We start from the raw sequence: 20,615 nt of genomic DNA, 5'->3' as shown, positions 1-20,615 counted from the left end.
GCACATCCCGCCACGCAAGGTTGAGTCTATGGAACGACTTTCCGCCATGCGCCGGAAACGGGCCTTGGAGGTTGCACAGGGCCGCCATGCCTTGCATGTCGGGCGGCTGTGATTAAGGTCGGGACAATGAACGAGATGCCCAGCCCCAAATCGCTGACCCGCCGAGTCGCCGCAACCGTGTGTCCGCACGATTGCCCCTCGACCTGCGCGCTGGAAGTGGACGTGCTCGACGAACGCACCATCGGCCGGGTGCGCGGCGCGCGGGACAACGGCTACACCGCCGGGGTGATCTGCGCCAAGGTCGCGCGCTATGCGGAGCGCATCCATCATCCCGACCGCCTGATGCGGCCCTTGGTCCGCACCGGCGCCAAAGGGTCCGGCACGTTCGCACCGATTTCGTGGGACGACGCACTCGATCTGGTGGCCGACAAATTCCTCCAGGCCGAAGCGCGCTACGGCGCCGAATCCGTCTGGCCCTATCAGTATGCCGGCACCATGGGCCTCGTGATGCGCGATGGCATCAACCGTCTGCGCCACGCGAAGAAGTACTCCGGTTTTCATTCCACCATCTGCGTCAATCCGGCATGGACCGGATTCGTCGCGGGAACGGGCAGGCTCGCCGGTCCGGACCCGCGCGAAATGGCGAAATCCGACTGCGTTGTGATCTGGGGAACCAATGCCGTGAACACCCAGGTCAACGTGATGACCCACGCGATGCGCGCGCGCAAGGAACGCGGCGCGAAGATTGTCGCGGTCGATGTCTACATGAACGGCACCATGGAGCAGGCCGATCTCGCCGTCCTGCTGCGCCCCGGCACCGACGGCGCGCTTGCCTGTGCGGTGATGCATTGCCTGTTTCGCGACGGCAAGGCGGATCGCGAATTCCTCGCGCAGCACACCGATGCGCCGGGCGAACTCAAGGACCATCTGCGCAACCGCAATCCGGCATGGGCCTCGGCGATCACGGGCTGCCCGATCGAGACCATCGAGGAGTTCGCGCGGTTGGTGGGCAACACACCGCGCACCTACTTCCGCCTCGGCTACGGTTTCTCCCGATCGCGCAACGGCGCAGCCAACATGCATGCGGCAAGCTGCATCGCGGCGGTGACCGGCGCGTGGCGCCATGAGGGCGGTGGCGCGTTTCACAACAACGGCGCGATCTATCACTGGGATCGCTCGCTGATCGAGGGACTCGATGTCGCCGATCCGTCGGTGCGCGCGCTCGACCAGTCCCGCATCGGGGCCATTCTCTGCGGCAACGCCGAGGCCCTCTTCAACGGCCCGCCGGTCACGGCAATGCTGATCCAGAACACCAATCCGGTGTCGGTCGCGCCCGACCAGACCCGCGTCAAGCAGGGTTTCGCACGCGACGACCTGTTCGTCTGCGTGCACGAGCAGTTCATGACCGAGACGGCGAAGGCGGCGGACCTCGTGTTGCCAGCGACGATGTTCATGGAGCATGACGACGTCTATCAGGGCGGCGGTCATCAATACGTTCTCGCCGGCCCGAAGCTGATCGAGCCACCGGGCGAATGCCGCTCCAACCACGACGTGATCACAGAACTGGCAAAGCGACTTGGCGCCGAGCACCGCGGCTTCGCGATGACGTCACGCGAAATCATCGACTGGACGCTGCAAAAATCCGGCTGGGGTACGCTTGAGAATTTGGAGCGGGAACGCTGGATCGATTGCCAGCCGGATTTCGAGACCGCGCATTACACCAAGGGCTTTGATTGGCCAGACGGCAAATTCCGCTTCAAGCCGGACTGGCCGACGGTGCCGTTCCGCAGTCCGGGGCTTTCGGGACCGGTGGAGGGGCTGCCGCAGCTGCCCGACCACTGGACCGTGATCGAAGACATCGACGACCAGCACCAGTTCCGGCTCGCCACCTCGCCGGCGCGCAACTTCCTCAACTCGACCTTCAGCGAAACGCCGACGTCACTCGGTCGCGAGCAACGGCCCACCGTGATGATCCATCCCGATGACGCATCGGCTTTGTCGATCACGGACGGCAGCAAGGTTGTCCTCGGCAACCAGCGCGGCGAGGTCCGCCTTCACGCCCGGCTGTTCGAGGGTGTGCGGCGCGGCGTGCTGATCGCGGAATCGATCTGGCCAAACGACGCCTACGAGGATGGCCGCGGCATCAACACGCTGACCGGTGCGGACCCGATCGCGCCTTATGGCGGAGCTGCGTTTCACGATAATCGTGTGTGGATCAGGCTCGCGGAATAAACGCGCGGTCGGCTCTGGCGCGATTACCCGCTCCAGCTTCGTATCAGCATGTAGATCGCCACGCAGATGATCACGCCCACGAAAATGTCGTTGAGCAGGGTTCTGCGGTTCGCGAACAGATGCGCCGACCGGACGCCGATCCATCCTCCGGCCAAACCTCCGGCGATGAAAATTCCGGCCAACGGCCAGTCAATGAGGCCGGAAAACGCATAGCTCGCCGCCGTCGTCAGCCCGAACGCCAGCACTGCCACCAGCGACGAACTCACGGCATAAACCAGCGGCATGTCGGTCGCGAAGACAAGGGCGGGAACGATCAGGAAGCCGCCTCCGATTCCGAAGAAACCCGAAAGCAGGCCCGTTGCCAGTCCGAGACCAGCGAGCTTCGGCGCATTCGCCTTATTCAACTGCACGGTATGATCGCCGGCATAGTCGCGACGCAGCCGCATCAACGCGGCGATCACCAGCATCAGCAGAGCGAACAGCACAAGCAGGCGCTGCCCGTCCACCATCTTTCCGATCAGTGAGCCGAGCAGCGCGCCGATAACACCGGCCGCGGCGAGCACGAACGCACATGCCCATTTCACCGTTCCGGCGCGCGCATGAATCGAAAGCCCGAATGCCGCGCTCACGGCAACGGCGATTGAACTGGTCCCGATCGCAATATGTGCATTCGGGATGCCGACCAGATACACCATCAACGGCACCGCGAGAACGGAGCCGCCGCCGCCGATCAGTCCGAGAGTAAAGCCGACCAGCGTCCCGGATGCGCCCCCGAGAAGCCCCTGCGCCAAGGACATCATATTCACTATCTCGCTTGCCGCAGGGACACTGACCCGCCCGATCAGGCGGAACGCATTATGCCGCGATTCCATGGCGCGAACTTCAGCACCCGCGCCATTCCACAGGTTCCGGTAAGGCCCGCGAACAGAAGCCCAGCGCCGATGAACCCCGGGACGATGAAAAACCCGGGCGAGACGAAGACGCCGAGCAGCACCCCCGCCAGACCCATGCCGCCGGCGGCGATCTGCACCTGACGCTGGATCTCAAGAGGCTGACGGCGATCGGTCACGACGGGCAGCCCCGCCTTGCGCCAGGCATCAAGCCCGCCTTCGACGACGAAAGCCTCACAATCCTGGCCGGCATAGGCCTCAAGCCGCAATGAGTTGGCCAGCGTCCGGTGGCCGGAGCGGCAATGGAAAATGACGGGCTTGCCGCGATGAAGCTCCGCGTCAGCCTCCTCCAGTTTCGACAACGGCAAATGGCGGGCGGCAGCGATGCGCTCGCGCGCGTGTTCATCCGCCTCGCGGATATCGACCAGAATCGCGCCGTCGCTCAACATTTGGCAGGCCTTCTCGGGACTTACAGTTTGAAGTGTCATGATGTTCTCCGCAGTAGCAGTCAGCGCCGCCCACGGCGCTTGGGAGGTGGGCAAAACAGGGTATGGAGAGTTGCCAGAAGCTGCTCGATGCGCGGATCGGCGATCCTGTACCAAAGCACCTGTGACTCCCGGCGAAAGGTGACGATCTTCTCGTCGCGCATTTTGGCGAGATGCTGCGACAACGCCGACTGGGTCAGCCCCACGGCCTCCGCCAGCGCCGTCACGTTAGCCTCGCCCCACTCGACGAGCTTGCACAGGATCATCAGCCGCCGCTCGTTGGCGAGCGCACGTAAAGTGCCTGCAACCTCGGCCGCCTGGGACTCGAAGGCCGTAAGATCGAACTGTTTGGCGCTCATTGTCATCTCTATATATATTAGATATTGCTTATTTAGCATCATCTAATATTATAAGTCAACCTTCTGAACGAACAATTTGAAAAGAGACGAGCCATGACCGACAAGCCGACCATCAAGGCGTTTTTCGACGAACCCACCAACACCATCAGCTACCTGGTGACGGATCCCGCCACCCTGCAAACGGCCGTGATCGATCCGGTTCTCGATTACGATCCCAAATCGGGCGAAGTGGACACCAGATCGGTCGAGGCTATCCTGAAGGTCGCGTCGGAGCGTGGATTGACCATCGCATGGGTTCTGGAGACTCACGCCCATGCCGATCACCTCTCAGGTGCGCCATATATCAAGGCGAAAACCGGCGCCAGGATCGGTATCGGCGAGCACATCAAGGACGTACAGCGAATCTTCCGCCCGATATTCAACGCCACCGACCTAAAAACCGACGGCAGCGATTTCGACCATCTGTTCAAGGATGGCGAGATTTTCAAGATCGGGAATCTGAACGTCGAGGTGCTTCATACGCCAGGCCATACCCCCGCCGACATCAGCTATAAAATCGCAGATACGGTCTTTGTCGGCGACACCCTGTTCATGCCGGATTACGGCACCGCGCGTGCGGATTTCCCCGGTGGCGATGCCCGCCAGCTTTACCGGTCCATCCAGCGGCTGCTGGCATTGCCGCCCGCCACTCGCCTGTTCATGTGTCACGACTATAAGGCGCCGGGACGGGACAACTATGCTTGGGAGACCACGGTTCAGGAACAGTGCGACGGAAATGTCCACGTCGGCGCGGGGAAGACCGAGGAAGAATTCGTGACCGCGCGAATGAAGCGCGACGCGACGCTATCGGCACCGACGCTGTTGCTGCCATCGATCCAGGTCAACATCCGCGCGGGGGCGTTTCCGCCCGCTGAAGACAACGGAGTGCACTATCTGCGTATTCCTGTAACTTTCAAATCGGCATCTCCTTCTCCTTGAAGGAGGACGCCGCTCAGGACACCGGCCTGTTTTCCCAGTACGGATCGCGCAGCTTGCGCTTGAAGATCTTGCCGCTGGCTTCGCGCGGCAACTCGGCGAGGAACTGGATGTCCTTCGGCACCTTGAAATTCGCCAGCCGCTTGCGCAGGTAGTCCTGCACGGCCTGCGGCGTCAACTCTGCGCCCGCGTCCGGCTCGATGCACGCCATCAGCCGCTCGCCGAATTCATCGTCGGGGATGCCGAACACCGCGCAGTCGCGCACGCCTTCCATGCCGATCAGCGTATTCTCGATTTCGGCGGGGTAGATGTTGACACCGCCGGAGATCACCATGTCGCGCTTGCGGTCGCACAGGAACAGATAGCCATCCTCGTCGAGATAGCCGACGTCACCGACGCTGATGAGGCCTTCGCGACCCGCTTCGGCGCGCGCGCCGGGCTTGCGATGATAGTCAAAGTCCGCCATAGCGGCCTGCCGCATATAGATCTCGCCGATTTCGCTGACGCCGCAGGACTCGCCATTCGGGCCAAAGATTTTCACGACGCCACCCTCGATGGCGCGGCCGACGGTACCGGGTTTTGCCAGCGCCTCCTGCGACGAATGCCAGATCGGAATGCCGGTCTCGGTCGAACCGAAGTATTCGTTGATGACCGGTCCCCACCACGCGATCATCGCCTGCTTCACCGCCACCGGACAGGGCGCCGCGCCATGCACGACATCACGCAGCGACGATACGTCGTAACGCTTCCTCATGTCATCGGGCAGCCGCAGCAAGCGCACAAACATGGTCGGCACCATGTGCATGTGGGTGACCTTGTGTCGCTGGACGAGCTGCAACAGGTCTTCCGGATCGAAGCGCGGTTCCAGCACCATGGTGCAGCCGTGGCGGAATGCCAGATTGCCATAGGAGTTCGGCGCCGAGTGATACATCGGCCCGTTCATGAGAATGACCTGATCTTCGTTCGGCTTCACGCCATACGTGATCGCGCCGACACGCTCGGCCGCCGCCATCTGGTCCGGCTGCATCGGTTGACGCCGCACGCCTTTCGGGCGTCCCGTGGTGCCTGACGTATAGAACATGGGCGAGGCACGGCCCGGCGTCTCGCGCGACGGGGCATGACCGTCGCGCCAACTGTCCCAGTCGGTATACCCGTCGGGTACCCGCACGAGATCGGGCGGCACCTGGAACGCTGCGGCAATTTCCGGCGGTGTCTTCACCACCAGCAGCGGCAGCCGCTTCGGCAGGCCATCCTTAATTTGCGGCAGGAGATCCGCGTGGCAGACCAGCGCCTGCGCGCCGCTATCCGCCAGGATGTATGCGACCTCCTCCGCCTTCAGATGCCAGTTGATCGGCACCACCGGCGAGCCGAGCATTGCTGCGCCATATGACGCCTCGAAGAACGCGAAATCGTTGCGCAGCATCAGGCCCACCGGCGCGCCGTCGCGAACGCCGAGCGCCCTGAAGCCGTTCGCCACGCGCGCGATGCGCTGATGAATGTCCGGATAGCTGATCCGTCGTTCGCCGCTGATAATCATGAACGCATTCCAGTTAGAAAGTACACGCGCGCCGCCGGATCATACCCGGCGGCGCGCTTTTACCGCCTATTGATCGTCGAGAACCTTGCCGAAGCCAACCCAGCTTTTGCCGTCGAAACGGCGCAGCAACAGTTGCTGGAACGGCAAGTAGTCGTCAGGGCCCGTGGTCACGGTGATACCGGGCAACAACAGCGGCAACTGAACATCTTTGATCGATGCGGCCTGCCGCTTGATATTCTCGCTGCTGAAATCGTCCTTGCAAGCCCTCAGGACAACCTCCAACAGCGTGGCGTAGTGATAGCCGGCGGAATAGTTGGAGTTATTCAGGTCCGCATTGGGCATGTACTGCTTCATGAAGGCGAAGAACTCCTTCACGCCGGGATCGTTGGCCCACTGAACGTCATTGACGTCCTTCTGGTTGCTGGACGAAATCATGCCGACAGCATTCTCGAGACCTGCCGGCGCCAGAAATGAAATCGACGACGACGACGTCGGCAGGAATGTCAAATCCGGCTTCCACCCCAGTTCGGCGATTCCCTTGATCAGCTGCGACGTAAATTTCCCGAGGGTTACGCCGAACAAAACATTCGCACCCGAGGCTTTCAGGTTTGCGAGTTGAGAACTGACGGTCGGTGCACTGGTTTCATAGTTCGCTTCAGAAACGATCATCGTTGCCGCCTTGGCACCGAGCGCGCGCTTGAAGCCGGCGACATAGTCCCGCCCGAAGTCGTCGTTCTGCGACAATATCGCGATCTTCGCATCGGGCTTCGTCTGGAGGATGTACTTGGCGTAGATCACGCCCTCGGACTCGTAGGCCGCCATGCCGGGCATGGTGTAGGGAAAATTCTTCGGATCGGCCCATTTGGTCGCGCCGCTCAGCACAAAGAGCTGAGGAATTTTCTTGCCATTGAGGTAGCGATGCACGGCATTGTTGGTCGCTGTACCGAGCGAGCCGAACAGCACGGTGACCTCATCCTGCTCCACCAGTTTGCGGGTCTGCTCCACCGTTTTGGGCGGCGAATAGGCATCGTCGAGGCTGATAAACTTCACCTTGCGCCCGTTGATTCCGCCCTCGGCATTGACCTTCTCGAAATACGCTTCCTGAGCGCGGCCGATAACGCCGAAGCCCGACAGCGGTCCGCTGTACGGCAATGTTTGTCCGATGCGGATGTCACCCTTGCTGTCGGCATGCGCAACGCCGCAAGCGGCCAGCGTCACCAATGCCATCACACGCAGTGATACGGCTCTCATGATTCTCTCCCTTTGGTTTTTGATTGGCTTTTTGTTTTGTTTCGAAGTGTCAGCAGCGCAATCCTGGCAAAGCGCCGCTGCTTTATTTTGTCATGGTCCTTTCCGAAAACGAGCTGCCGCGCACACTGTTCGTCTCAAGCGCTTGCGCGCATCACGAAATCCCCACGCGCTTCATCGAATTCACGTTTCAACCGCTCGACCAGTTCCGCTACCGGCGGCACGTCCTTGATCTGGCCGATGCCCTGTCCCGAACCCCAGATATCGCGCCAGGCCTTGACCTTCATGTTTCCGCCAGAGCCGAAGTTCATTTTCGATTTGTCGGCCACCGGAAGGTTTTCCGGATCGAGGCCCGCAGCCGCTATCGAAGGGCCGAGATAGTTACCATGAACACCGGTGAACAGGTTGGTGTAGACGGTGTCATGCGCCGCGTATTCAGTCAGCGCCTTTTTGTAAGCCGGCTCGGCGTTGGCCTCGACGGTGGCGATGAAGCGCGTGCCCATGTAGGCCATGTCCGCGCCGAGCGCGAGCGCAGACGCGATGCCCCAGCCATCGGAGATCGCGCCCGACAGCAGGATCGTTCCCTTGAACCACTGCTTGACTTCGCGAACGAGCGCAAAAGGCGACAGCGTTCCGGCATGACCGCCGGCTCCGGCGCAAACCAGGATCAACCCATCCACACCCTGCTCCGCCGCCTTGCGCGCGTGCTTTACATTGATGACGTCATGAAACACCACGCCGCCATAGGAATGCGCCGCATCGACGATTTCCGACGGCGGACGCAGCGACGTGATGATGATCGGCACCTTGTGCCGGGTGCAGGTCTCCATGTCCTGCATCAGGCGATCGTTCGAGGCGTGGCAGATCTGGTTCACCGCATATGGCGCAACCTTCTTGTCCGGATTCTTGGCCTTGTAGTCGCCGAGTTCGTCTTCGATCCGCGTCAGCCATTCGTCAAGTTTCGCGGCCGGCCGCGCATTCAGCGCCGGAAACGAACCGACAATACCGGCCTTGCACTGCGCAATGACGAGTTCGGGACCCGACACGATGAAAAGCGGCGATCCCAGAACGGGCAGTTCGAGTGTGCCGGTGAGCGAGGCTGGAAGCGGCATTGACGAATGCTCCTTTGTTGAATGTGAGCAACGATAACATCTTGACCCGGCGCCCCGAATGTCCAATTTTGAACAATAGCAATATCATAGTTGAACAGTAGTGGATCGACATGGACTGGGACCTGTGCCGGACGTTTATCGCGGTCGCCGAATCCGGCAGCTATCTCGGCGCGGCGCGCCGCCTGCGCTCAAGCCATCCCACCGTCGGCCGCGAGATCGCCGCGCTGGAAGCCCAGCTCGGGGCCAAATTGTTCGTCCGTTCCAATGAGGGGCTGACGCTGACCGCACAAGGCCGCCGCTTCCGGGACCACACCGCGACCATGGAAGCCGCCGCCTTGCGCGCGGAGGCCGCAGTCTCGGCCAAGGGCGAAAGAGCGCGCGGCATCGTCAAGTTCTCGATCGGGCCGACGCTGGCGGCCTACTGGCTGATGCCGCACATGGCGTCATTCATCGCAACACATCCCGACGTCCAGATCGAATTCGTCACGCATCCATTTCCGGTCAGCGTGCGCAAGCGTGAAGCTGATATCGTGCTGCGCATCTATCAAAGCGGCGACGAAAATTTGATCGGACGCAAGATCGCACGGCTTGGCGTCGGCTTTTATGCCTCGCGCGGCTATGCCGCACGCTATCCACTCCCCGCGCATCGCGACGACTGGAAACAGCACAGAGTCATCGGCTTCGCGGACAGGGCCTCCAACGCCGAACTCGGCCGCTGGAGCGACCATGTCGCTCGGCATGCCTCCGTGGTGATGCGATGTTCGTCGCAGTCCGACATGCTGGCGGCGGTGCGCGCCGGCATCGGTATTTGCGCCATGTCCTGTATCGTCGGCGATGCGCATGACGATCTCGTTCGCGTTTCACCGCAGAAGCTCGCCGGTATCTCCGACATCTGGTTGCTGGCGCATCCGGATCTGATCGACCTTCCGCCGCTGAGGGCGGTGATGGACTTCGTCACCCGGCGCTCGCGCGAAGATCGCGATCATCTCAGCGGCGCGGTGAAGGCGTAACGCAACAAAAAAGGCCCCGGACAACCGGGGCCTTGAGTTTGTCTGGAGAGAATTCTTAGTATTTCGCCATCACCGGGCCACCCCAGTTGAAGTGATAGTTCACGCCGACCTTCACAGTGTGGAGGTCGTCCTTGTAGGAGAGCGCGCCCGCAGGGCTCGCGACGTTGGTGGTGTCGAAGTTGTAGTACTGGTATTCAACCTTCGCCGACCATGCCGGAGCGAACATGTATTCAAAGCCGCCGCCGACGGTGTAGCCGGTCGAGTTGCGGTCGGTCACAGCCGGCAGGAAGCCAGCGGTTGCAGCGAGGCCAGCATCGTCACGGAACGCGACACCGCCCTTGGCATAGACCAGACCCGGGCCCCAAGTGTAGCCGAGGCGGCCGGTGACCGAAGCAAGCCAGTCGGAACGGTCACGGAACGAATCAATTCCGTTGGTGAAGGTGCGGTCGCTGTTCGACAGGCCGCTGATCTGGCCTTCGATACCAACCAGCCAGTTCGGAGCGAACTGGTAGTCAGCGCCGATCTGGCCGCCGCCGAGGAACGCCGCGTCGCGGTTGCTGCCGGCGAGGCCGGGGATCGTGGTTGCATAGCCGTTGTCACCGCCGAAGGCTGCGCCGATGTGCGCGCCGACATAGATGCCGGTCCAGTTGTAGATCGGCGCGGCATAAACCGGCGCCTTGGTGTAGGTGCGCGCCGGAAGGTCGGCAGCGAAAGACGCCGTTGAAACCAGCGAAGCGGCGGAAAGCGCCAGAAGAGCAGAACGGATACGCATTGTTTTTTCCCCGTGTTGAAGTTGGGCGAACCCTATTGGCTGCCCAGTTAATGAAAAATGGACAACGGGGCGGATGGTTTCAGAGGGAGCCGATCGTCCGCGGCTTTATCTTCAAGCGTGATAAAATAGACACGCTAACGGTCAAAACCGAAAGGTGCTGTTAAACATAATGCGTCCCGCGCGCTCGAATCGCGCTTCACCGGCACGCCTCGACAACTTGCTGGGCACACGGGCGGGCTGGGACGTGAGAGAACTGGGAAATTCACTGGCGGAGAGAGCGGGATTCGAACCCGCGATACGGTTTCCCGTATACACACTTTCCAGGCGTGCGCCTTCAACCACTCGGCCACCTCTCCAGCGCGCCTGTCATGAAGGGGTGCGCGGTGATTTGCAAGGGAGTGCAGGCGCCGCCGGGAAATATTCCATAAATATTTGAAGTTGCTAGATTATTTGACGACCGCGAGGGCGGCAAACCCGATTCGCTCGACAGCCGGGCGGCCATCACAGCTTCTAATTATAAAGCCTCGCGCCGGCCGCGCGCAGCGGACGGACAATCGCGGACGGCAGGGCCGCCCCCGCAGCCATATCTCTCGAATTCTCGAGCGCCTCAATAAAGTCAGCGAACCAGCTATGGATGGTCCCGGCGCGGAGCTTCACCATCATTGCCTCCCAGCGCATCCGCCGCTCGGTCGCCGGCATCGACAACGCCGTCGCGATGGTGCGCGCCATACCATCGATATCGTGCGGATTGACCAGCAGCGCCGTATCGAGCTCGTTAGCAGCGCCGGCGAATTTCGACAGCACCAGCACGCCGGGATCAATCGGGTTCTGCGCGGCGACATATTCCTTGGCGACGAGATTCATGCCGTCATGCAGCGGCGTCACCACGCCGACCTGTGCTGCGCGGTAAAATCCCGCGAGCACGGTCTGACTGAAGCCTTTGCTGAGATAGCGGATCGGTGTCCAGTCGACTTCGCCGTGACGCCCGTTGACTTCGGTCACCTGCTTCGACAATTCGTCCTGCAAGTTGCTGTAGGCCTCGATGCCTCCGCGCGACGGCGTGGCGATCTGCAATAGAGAGACCGACCGCTTCAACGACGGCTGCATCTCGAACAGCCGGTCGAAGGCGCTAATGCGGTTGACGAGCCCTTTGGAATAATCCACGCGATCGACGCCGATGGCGAGGCGCTCGCCGTGCAAACTCTTGCGCAGACGCGAGACGTCCGGATGCGACGCTGCGCGTTGAGCCTGCGCCGAGAAGCCATCGACATCAATGCCGATGGGGAAGGTCGCAATGCGTGACGTACCGAAGCGCGAGGTGACGAGACCTCCGTCGACCTCTAGGCCGAGATCGGTGCGCAGATAGGTCGCGAAATTCTCACAATCATCATCCGTCTGGAATCCGATCAGATCATAGGCGAGCATCGCCTCGATCAATTCGCGATGATGCGGCACGCCCGCGATGACACGGCGCGACGGAAACGGCGTATGCAAAAAGAAACCAAGCGGATTCTGGACGCCCAGATCACGCATTTCCGCGCCGAGTGCGAGAAAGTGATAATCCTGAATCCAGAACATCGCGCTCGGCTTGCGAAAACGCATCAACGCACGCGCCATGAAGGTGTTCACCTCGCGATAGGACTGATAATCGTCACGCGAGACCCGGATGAGATCGGTGCGGGAGTGCAGCGCAGGCCACAGCGCCGAATTGGCGAAACCTTCATAATAGCCACCATAATGAGCGGCCGGAAGATCGAGCAACGCCAGCGCACCGGCGCCGAGCGATTCGATTTCAGCGAAAGAGTCCTTGGTCGCGTTGTCGCGCACACGCCCGGACGAGCCAACCCAGATCGCACCCGATTTTTCTACGACCGGCAGCAACGCTGCTGCGAGTCCGCCTGTCATAGGTTCATTTGCTTTGGCGCGCGCGACGCGGTTGGAAACAACAACGAGATCCACAGGGGGCCCTCCCTAGCTTCGCGATCGCAAAACTAACACCTGTTCATCAATATGGTTCCTTGCCACCCTTCAGACTGATTGATGTCGAATTTTGGCGAGCAATGGAACCAGGTTCCTTGATACAGAGGGTGGCCGATTAAAACTGCCTTGGATAGTCTTGACACATCCGGAATCGCGCGGTGCGTTTTGAAAGAAAATACCGGCACACGCTGTGATGAAGAGCGCATTTCCGCGACGACGAACTCATCGCAGACTCGCTATCGCCGAATGAAATCGCCGCGCCTCGATGCCTGGATTAACTTTTCCGCAAAGCGGTTCCATCTAGCACAGGCAAGTCACCGAGAACGATCAGGTTCTAGCTGCGCCAATAGCGATCCTCCCAGTTCCGCGAGAGTTTCATGCCGGTGAGAATCAACCCCGCCATCGAATAGGTCTGCGGAAAATTTCCAAACAGTGCGCCGGTTTTCGGATCGACGTCTTCGGACAACAGGCCGTAGCGATTGCGGTGCGCCAGTGCATCTTCGAAAAGATCGCGCGCCTCGTCGCGACGCCCAAGCTGCCACCATGCATCGATCAGCCAGAACCGGCAGATCATGAATGCCGTCACGGGCAATCCGAAATCATCTTCCGCGGCATAGCGCATGACATGCTTTTCGCGCAGCAACTCGCGCTCCATAACTTTGACAGTCTTGACGAAGCGCGGATCGTCGACCTCGCAGACTCCAAGATCGGGCAACAACAGCACACTGGCGTCAAGATCGTCCGATCCGAATGCCGCCGTGAAAGCTTCGCGTTTCGGATTCCACGCCTTTTCGAGAAGCTCTTTGTGAATCGGATCGGCCAGCGAATTCCAGTAGGATGCTCGCTCATGCAGGCCAAGACGCGCGGCGATCGCGCCAAGCCGGTTGACACCCGCCCAGCACATCGCCGCCGAATGAGTGTGAATACGCTGCCGCCCGCGATACTCCCAGATCCCGGCATCCGGCTGCAACGCGACGGCAGCGGCTTTCTCGCCGAGATGTTCGAGAAGGCGGAACAGTTTTTCGCCTGCAGGCGTCGGCAGGCGACGGTCAAAGAACAACGGCAATGCCGCGAGGATCACGCTGCCATAGGTGTCGTGCTGAATCTGATCGACGGCAGCGTTGCCGATGCGCACCGGGCCGTCGCCACGATAGCCTTTTAGATCGGTCGCAATCCACTCGTCGAGCGGCAGATTCGGCACCACGCTGTAGACCGGCTTCAGTGGCCCATCCGCGTTGGTAGCAATCGACAGCGTAAAGCCGATGAAGTCCTCCATCGTCTGCGTCGCGCCCACGCGATTTAGTGCTTTCACCACAAAATACGCATCGCGCAGCCAGCAGAAGCGATAATCCCAGTTGCGGCCCGAACCGGGCGCTTCCGGAATCGACGTGGTATGCGCGGCGATGATGCCGCCGGTCTCCTCGAAATTCGACAGTTTCAGCGTGATGGCGGCGCGAATGATCGCTTCCTGCCAGTCGTATGAAATATAGAGACGGCGCACCCAGTGCAGCCAGTACGCCTTGGTTTGCTCGGCGAACGACATCGCAGTGGCCGCGAGATCGCCGGGATATGGCTCGTCGTGACCAAACACCATATGGACAGGCCGCGTCAGCACGAACGGCGTTTCATGCTCGATCATGGCAATCGGCGCATCCGTGGTGACACGGACGGTAGATTCATCCTCGACGTAGCGGATGTGGTTGCTGCCCAGCGAGCTGCTCTTCAACGGCTTGCCATAGGCATGCGTCGGCCGCACGCGAATGGTGATGCGCGGCAATCCGGCTATCGGCTCGATGATGCGAAACAACTGCGGCGGCCGGAACATGCGGCCATATTGCCGGAAGCGCGGCGCGAAGTCGGTGATCCGGACCGCGTTGCCCTGGGCGTCCGTCAGCACCGTTTCGACCAGCGCCGTGTTGCGGACGTAGCCGGACTTGAAATCCACCATGCCATCCAGCACGACGTCGCTGAACCCCTTCTCTTCGTCGCCTGTCAGCAAACGTGAAAAGACGGGATCGGCGTCGAAGCGCGGAAAGCACCACCACACCAAGCGCGACGTCGGGTCGACCAACGCCGCCGTCTTGCAGTTTCCGATCACCGCCAGATCGAGGCCGTGATCGATCTTAGCGCCCGTCTCAATCTGCGACTTCGTTATTGCCTTCGAAATGTTCATCGCACCGCCATTGTTTCGTCATCGAGCAAATGCGTGAGCCACGCGCGGACATCCTTGGGGGCCTTGAAGAACCCGTGGACGCCATGAGCGCGGCGGCTCACCGAAAATGAAACGCCGCTAAACGACGGCATGATGGCGAACACAGACTCATCCGTGACATCATCGCCAATAAAAATGGGACTTCGCCCGACGAAAGGCGCATGAGTCATCAGTTCGCGAACGCCCGTCGCCTTGGTGAATCCGGCGTGCTTGATCTCGCACACGAACTTGCCCGGAAGGACGTCGATCGGAGCCTGCGGCAGATCGGCCCGGATTACGGACACCGCTTCATAGATCGCACGCTCGAACTCGGGCGCGAGCCGATAATGCAGGGCGACCGAATAACCCTTGTCCTCGTAGATGATGCCCGGACTGAGTTTCGAGATCGCAATGAAGCGACGCTTCAGATCGTTGTCCATCGGCGGCGCGTGCGCGGCGACGGCTTCGTTCTCCGTGGAAAGCCGCATTTCCGCGCCGTGACCGCCGACGGCGGGAAACTGCAATGGCGCAAAGATCACATCGATATCGGTCAGTGAGCGACCGCTCACCAGCGCGAGCGCGCCATCGAGGCGATCATGCAATGCCTGCAAGATCGGGCCCAGCTTCGGCGGCACCACCACATCGCGCGGCGTCGGCGCAAGATCGATCAGCGTGCCGTCGATATCGAGCAGCAGCGCGGTCCGGTCAAGATCCGGCATAATGCCGGCGGGAGCGGGTAACACGTCTCCCGCGCTCGTCGCCGCGGGAATATCAACTACACCATGATCCATCAGCTATTCTTGCGCGGCCAGCGGCCGTGCAACCTCCTCAAGAGACTTGCGCTCGGCGTCCATGCAATAGCGCCACGCGATAAACGCAGCTGCGATCATCAGGAACGATCCGAGCAGATACCCGGCGAACACGCTGTCGCGCGAACCGGTGTCGATCAGTATTCCAAACAGCGCCGGCCCGGCCATCCCGCCAATGGCGGTGCCGATCGCGTAGAACAGCGCAATAGCCAAAGCGCGAACCTCGAGCGGGAACGTTTCGCTCACCGTGAGATAGGCTGCGCTGGCCGCCGGCGAGGCGAAGAAGAAGATCACCATCCAGGCGATTGTCTGGGTCTGCGCGCTGAGGGCACCGATCGAGAACAAATAGCCGGACGCAGCCAGCAAAAGGCCCGACACCCCATAAGTCAGCGCAATCATCGTGCGCCGTCCCAGCGTATCGAACAGCGAGCCGAGCACCACGGGTCCAAGAAAGTTGCCGGCCGCGAACGGCAGGATGTACCAACCGACATGGCTTGACGGGATACCGAAGAAATCTGTCAAAACCAAAGCATAGGTGAAGAAAATCGCATTGTAGAAAAACGCCTGCGCCACCATCAGCGATAGCCCCACCAGGGAGCGGCCGCGATAGTTCCGGAACAGGGTGTTGGCGACCTCCCGCAGCGGCGTATGGGTTCGCATTTTGAGTTTGATTTGAGGCAATGAAGAACCACGTTCACGGCCGCCGGGAAGCACCGAACGTTCGATGTCCGCAACAATCTTCAGGGCCCGCTCCGGCTGACCGTGAATCATCAGCCAGCGCGGGCTTTCCGGAATCCATAACCGCATCACGAATACGACCAGACCAAGGCCCGCGCCGATCAGAAATGCGAGGCGCCAGCCAAGCTCCGGATCCATCACCCGGGCATCGAGCAAGATGATCGCACTCACCGCGCCAATCGCGGCTCCGATCCAGAAGCTGCCGTTGACAATCAGGTCGGTGCGGCCGCGATAACGGGCAGGCACCAGCTCCTGGATGGTCGAGTTGATCGCGGTGTATTCACCGCCGATGCCCGCGCCCGTGAGGAAACGAAACAACGCAAAGCTTGCCAGATTCCATGAGAATGCGGTTGCAGCTGTGGCAGTGAGATAGACCGCAAGCGTCACGAAGAATAATTTCTTTCGCCCGATACGATCTGTCAGCCACCCGAAGCCGAGAGCACCCAGCACGGCACCAGCGATATAGGCACTGGTGACAATGTCAGTGTTGGTGAATTTAAGAACCGGGCTGTCCTTCAACGCACCGGACAATGCCCCCGCCAGCGTCACCTCAAGCCCGTCGAGAATCCAGGTGATGCCGAGGGCTGCGATAACGCGTGTATGAAAATTACCCCATGGCAAAGCGTCGAGCCGAGCGGGAATATCAGTCTGGACAGTACCGGTGACCGATATGGCAGAGACCGTGCCCGGCGCGGCCTTTGCGGGGGACAGCCGGATGTTGGTCAAAACTGACATCCCGTCCCTTTCACTGGTTTCACTCTCGACCCTTCGACGGACGCCGTCACCGGCAGAACGATGGCGGGGCAAATCGAGGCGCAGCACATCCTGAACGAATGTGGATTTACCCAAATGGCAACGATTCCAGCAGGGAAGGCCCTGAACTAACTTCCAATCGATCGACATACATCCGCTGCAGCTCACAAAGACAACATCCACGTTGGGCAGAGGTTCCGTCGGGAACCCGGTTATGCTGCACTGCGATGATGGGGCGGGAGCCGCGGGGACGGCCAACATCGAAATATCACCCTTCATTTATGCGACCGGGCACGGGAAGCTACCGCCTTCAAGTGCAGGCCATTTTCTCAAGCTCTCTGCACGCCCATGTCGCCGTCCAGCCGGCGACCGGTGCTTCAATCGCATCCATGGATCGCTGAACGCGGATTTCTTCGCAACTGCGAGATCAGCAACACGCTTCGGTTTTCACACTACGACACATGGTGAAGGCGGCTTCACACGCAGATGATCCCGCGATGACAACTTCGACGAAAATCGACGTTGCAAAGTTTCGCGCGCCGGATGTTAATTGGAACAATTCCAAAAAGCGTTTCGGAAATAACCTGGGAGGTCCATGTGTCTTCAGTCAAGTTAACAGTCAACGGCAAGGCCGTGTCCGCCGACGTAGAGGACCGTACACTTCTCGTCCATTTGCTGCGCGATCATCTCGGCCTTACCGGCACACATGTCGGATGCGATACCAGCCAATGCGGCGCCTGCATCGTCCATATTGACGGCCGCGCAGTAAAATCCTGCACCACACTGGTCGGCCAGGCCAATGGCGCCAACGTCACCACCATCGAGGGCATCTCTAAGGGTGATACGCTGCATCCGATGCAGGCCGCGTTCCGCGACAATCACGGACTTCAGTGCGGCTACTGCACGCCAGGCATGATCATGTCGGCCATCGACATCGTGCATCGCCATCAGGGTGACCTCGATGAGGCCACGGTGCGCCACGAGCTGGAAGGCAACATCTGCCGCTGCACGGGATACCACAACATCGTCAAGTCGGTGCTCGACGCCGCCGGACGCATGAAGGTTGCTGCCGCCGCGGAATAGCTTTGCGACGACAACTCATCGGCCAGATTGAACGTTGCCCGCATTGTCCGTGCGACCAAGGCGACCATTATGAAAAAGGGTCAGGATTATGAGTGAAGGTATCGGCGCGCGCGTTGTGCGCAAGGAAGACAAGCGTTTCATCACCGGCAAGGGCAAATACACCGACGACGTCCGCCTCCACGGCATGACCTATGCCTCGTTCGTCCGCAGCCCGCACGCCCACGCAAAAATCAAAAGCATCGATGTCGAAGCCGCCAAGGCCATGCCGGGTGTGGTCGATGTGCTGACCGGCCAGCAACTTGTCGACGACAAGATCGGCAATCTCATTTGCGGCTGGATGATCCATTCCAAGGACGGCACGCCGATGAAGATGGGCGCATGGCCGGCGATGGCGCCGGAGACCGTGCGCTTTGTCGGCAACGCCGTGGCGGTCGTCATCGCGGAGACCCGTAATCAGGCGCGTGACGCGGCGGAAGCCGTCGAGGTGGCCTACGAAGAATTGCCCGTTGCCGCCGACATTCGCGCCGCGATTGCGCCCGACGCACCGCAGATTCACCCCGAAGCCCCCGGCAATGTCATCTACGACTGGACCATCGGTGACGAAGCCGCGACCAACGAAGCCTTCAAGAAGGCCGCCAATGTCGTGGCGATGGACATCGTTAACAATCGCCTGTCGCCGAATGCCATGGAGCCGCGTGCAGCCGTTGCCGAATACGATCCCGCCGAAGAGCATTTCACGCTCTATACGACATCGCAGAACCCGCATGTGGCGCGTCTCGTGCTGTCGGCGTTCTACAATGTGGCCCAGGAGCACAAGCTGCGCGTGATCGCGCCGGATGTCGGCGGCGGTTTCGGCTCCAAGATCTTCATCTATCCGGAAGAAATGGTGGCGCTGTGGGCTTCGAAGCGCACCGGCCGTCCGGTGAAATGGACGTCCGACCGCACCGAGGCATTCCTGACCGACGCCCATGGCCGCGATCATCTCACCAAGGCGGAGATGGCGTTCGACAAGGACAACAAGATCATTGGCCTCAGGGTCAAGACCCACGCCAATCTCGGCGCCTATATGTCACTGTTCTCGTCGTCGGTGCCGACCTATCTCTATGCGACGCTGCTCTCCGGCCAATACAACATTCCGAACATCTTCGCCGAAGTGGTCAGCGTTTATACCAACACCGCGCCGGTGGACGCATATCGCGGCGCGGGCCGTCCCGAAGCCTCGTTCGTGATGGAACGGCTGATGGAAACGGCCGCGCGGCAGCTCAAGGTCGATCCCGCCGAACTGCGGCGCAAGAATTTCATCACGCAGTTTCCGCACCAGACGCCGGTCATCATGGCCTACGACACCGGTGACTTCGGCGCGTCGCTCGATGCGGCGCTGAAGGCCGCCGACTATGCCGGCTTCCCCGCCCGCAAGGCGAAGGCCAAGGCGGAGGGCAAGCTGCGCGGCATCGGCTTCTCCTGCTACATCGAGGCTTGTGGCATCGCGCCGTCAAAAGCGGTCGGCAGCCTCGGCGCCGGCGTCGGCCTGTGGGAATCCTGCGAGGTCCGCGTCAATCCCGTCGGCACCATCGAGATTCTGACCGGCTCGCACAGCCACGGCCAAGGCCATGAGACCACGTTCGCGCAGGTGGTCGCCGACCGTCTCGGCATCCCCACCAGCCAGGTATCAATCGTTCATGGCGACACCGACAAGGTTCAGTTCGGCATGGGCACTTACGGTTCGCGCTCCGGCGCAGTCGGCATGTCCGCCATCGTGAAGGCGATGGAGAAGGTCGAAGCCAAGGCGAAGAAAATCGTCGCGCATCAGCTCGAAGCGTCGGAAAACGACATTGTTATCGAGAACGGCGAGTTCAAGGTGACCGGCACAGACAAGAAGATTGCACTGCCGATGGTGGCGCTCGCCGCCTACACCGCGCACAACCTGCCCGACGGCATGGAGCCGGGCCTGAAGGAAACTGCGTTCTACGATCCGACCAACTTCACCTTCCCGGCCGGCGCTTACATCTGCGAAGTCGAGATCGATCCCGGCACCGGCAAGACGGAGTTCGTCAACTTCGTCGCGGCCGATGACTTCGGACGTCTCATCAATCCGATGATCGTCGAAGGACAGGTCCATGGCGGTCTGGCGCAAGGTATCGGTCAGGCGCTGCTCGAACACGCGGTCTACGACAAGAGCGGCCAGTTGGTCACGGCATCCTTCATGGACTATGCCATGCCGCGCGCCGACGACCTGCCGTCGTTCAAGCTGTCGCACACCACGACGCTCTGCCCGGGCAACCCGCTCGGCATCAAGGGATGCGGCGAAGCCGGCGCCATCGGCTCGACGCCCGCGGTGATCAACGCCATCACCGACGCGATCGGCCACGACCGGATCACAATGCCGGCCTCCCCCAACGAGGTGTGGCACGCCATTCATCAAAAGCAGGCAGCGGAATAAG

At 60.9% G+C, this 20,615-nt stretch carries 16 protein-coding genes and 1 tRNA gene; 5 read left to right on the top strand and 12 right to left on the bottom strand.

Annotated elements, in window-relative coordinates:
* The first annotated feature begins 126 nt into the window (after positions 1-126).
* Positions 127-2,232 (top strand): molybdopterin-containing oxidoreductase family protein, encoded by a 2,106-nt coding sequence (locus LVY71_RS20005; protein ID WP_235101655.1) that lies wholly within the window; start codon positions 127-129, stop codon positions 2,230-2,232.
* Positions 2,233-2,255: 23 nt separating this feature from the next.
* Here LVY71_RS20005 and LVY71_RS20000 read toward each other — a convergent pair whose 3' ends face one another.
* From LVY71_RS20000 to LVY71_RS19990, 3 genes are read right to left on the bottom strand one after another with little or no spacing between them, the layout of a single operon-like run.
* A complete protein-coding gene (locus tag LVY71_RS20000) occupies positions 2,256-3,032 on the bottom strand; it encodes a sulfite exporter TauE/SafE family protein (protein ID WP_235101654.1) in 777 nt (258 codons plus the stop codon).
* A 41-nt stretch (positions 3,033-3,073) separates the two neighbouring features.
* Entirely contained in the window at positions 3,074-3,610 is a 537-nt protein-coding gene (locus tag LVY71_RS19995; protein WP_235101653.1) for a rhodanese family protein, read from the bottom strand.
* A 20-nt stretch (positions 3,611-3,630) separates the two neighbouring features.
* Entirely contained in the window at positions 3,631-3,966 is a 336-nt protein-coding gene (locus LVY71_RS19990) for an ArsR/SmtB family transcription factor (RefSeq protein WP_235101652.1), read from the bottom strand.
* Positions 3,967-4,059: 93 nt separating this feature from the next.
* On the opposite strand from LVY71_RS19990, the gene LVY71_RS19985 reads away from it, so the two are divergent.
* On the top strand, positions 4,060-4,944 hold the full coding sequence (locus tag LVY71_RS19985) for an MBL fold metallo-hydrolase (RefSeq protein WP_235101650.1): 885 nt from the start codon (positions 4,060-4,062) through the stop codon (positions 4,942-4,944).
* 13 nt (positions 4,945-4,957) lie between these two features.
* On the opposite strand, the gene LVY71_RS19980 is transcribed toward LVY71_RS19985, so the two are convergent.
* The 3 genes from LVY71_RS19980 to LVY71_RS19970 all read right to left on the bottom strand — a co-directional run bounded on the left by LVY71_RS19980 (position 4,958) and on the right by LVY71_RS19970 (position 8,838).
* The gene (locus LVY71_RS19980; RefSeq protein WP_235101649.1) at positions 4,958-6,478 is read right to left on the bottom strand and encodes an acyl-CoA synthetase; all 1,521 of its coding nucleotides are present in this window, start codon (positions 6,476-6,478) and stop codon (positions 4,958-4,960) included.
* 66 nt (positions 6,479-6,544) lie between these two features.
* The gene (locus LVY71_RS19975) at positions 6,545-7,729 is read right to left on the bottom strand and encodes an ABC transporter substrate-binding protein (RefSeq protein ID WP_249788624.1); all 1,185 of its coding nucleotides are present in this window, start codon (positions 7,727-7,729) and stop codon (positions 6,545-6,547) included.
* 134 nt (positions 7,730-7,863) lie between these two features.
* Positions 7,864-8,838 (bottom strand): NAD(P)H-dependent flavin oxidoreductase, encoded by a 975-nt coding sequence (locus LVY71_RS19970; protein WP_235101648.1) that lies wholly within the window; start codon positions 8,836-8,838, stop codon positions 7,864-7,866.
* 110 nt (positions 8,839-8,948) lie between these two features.
* Here LVY71_RS19970 and LVY71_RS19965 point away from each other — a divergent pair, with 110 nt between their 5' ends.
* Complete coding sequence (locus LVY71_RS19965) at positions 8,949-9,848, top strand: LysR family transcriptional regulator (protein ID WP_235101647.1); 900 nt, start codon at positions 8,949-8,951, stop codon at positions 9,846-9,848.
* A gap of 55 nt (positions 9,849-9,903) precedes the next feature.
* On the opposite strand, the gene LVY71_RS19960 is transcribed toward LVY71_RS19965, so the two are convergent.
* The 6 genes from LVY71_RS19960 to LVY71_RS19935 form a co-directional block, all read right to left on the bottom strand.
* Positions 9,904-10,620, bottom strand: coding sequence for an outer membrane protein (locus tag LVY71_RS19960; protein ID WP_235101646.1), 717 nt, complete (start codon positions 10,618-10,620; stop codon positions 9,904-9,906).
* Positions 10,621-10,886: 266 nt separating this feature from the next.
* Positions 10,887-10,976, bottom strand: a tRNA-Ser gene (locus LVY71_RS19955).
* Positions 10,977-11,130: 154 nt separating this feature from the next.
* Positions 11,131-12,579, bottom strand: coding sequence for an alpha,alpha-trehalose-phosphate synthase (UDP-forming) (locus tag LVY71_RS19950; RefSeq protein WP_235101645.1), 1,449 nt, complete (start codon positions 12,577-12,579; stop codon positions 11,131-11,133).
* A gap of 355 nt (positions 12,580-12,934) precedes the next feature.
* On the bottom strand, positions 12,935-14,773 hold the full coding sequence (locus LVY71_RS19945; protein WP_235101644.1) for a glycoside hydrolase family 15 protein: 1,839 nt from the start codon (positions 14,771-14,773) through the stop codon (positions 12,935-12,937).
* Complete coding sequence (gene otsB, locus LVY71_RS19940) at positions 14,770-15,582, bottom strand: trehalose-phosphatase (RefSeq protein WP_235101643.1); 813 nt, start codon at positions 15,580-15,582, stop codon at positions 14,770-14,772. Before otsB ends, LVY71_RS19945 begins: the two co-directional genes overlap by 4 nt.
* A gap of 3 nt (positions 15,583-15,585) precedes the next feature.
* On the bottom strand, positions 15,586-17,073 hold the full coding sequence (locus LVY71_RS19935; protein WP_235102184.1) for an MFS transporter: 1,488 nt from the start codon (positions 17,071-17,073) through the stop codon (positions 15,586-15,588).
* Positions 17,074-17,688: 615 nt separating this feature from the next.
* On the opposite strand from LVY71_RS19935, the gene LVY71_RS19930 reads away from it, so the two are divergent.
* The gene (locus LVY71_RS19930; protein ID WP_235101642.1) at positions 17,689-18,174 is read left to right on the top strand and encodes a (2Fe-2S)-binding protein; all 486 of its coding nucleotides are present in this window, start codon (positions 17,689-17,691) and stop codon (positions 18,172-18,174) included.
* A gap of 88 nt (positions 18,175-18,262) precedes the next feature.
* Positions 18,263-20,614, top strand: coding sequence for a xanthine dehydrogenase family protein molybdopterin-binding subunit (locus LVY71_RS19925; protein WP_249788622.1), 2,352 nt, complete (start codon positions 18,263-18,265; stop codon positions 20,612-20,614).
* Position 20,615 lies beyond the last annotated feature (1 nt).

The organism is Bradyrhizobium sp. G127, assembly GCF_021502575.1.
In the GTDB taxonomy this organism is placed as follows: domain Bacteria; phylum Pseudomonadota; class Alphaproteobacteria; order Rhizobiales; family Xanthobacteraceae; genus Afipia.
The sequence above is the reverse complement of the archived record's forward strand: the minus strand, read 5'-3'. Positions and strand labels throughout refer to the sequence as shown.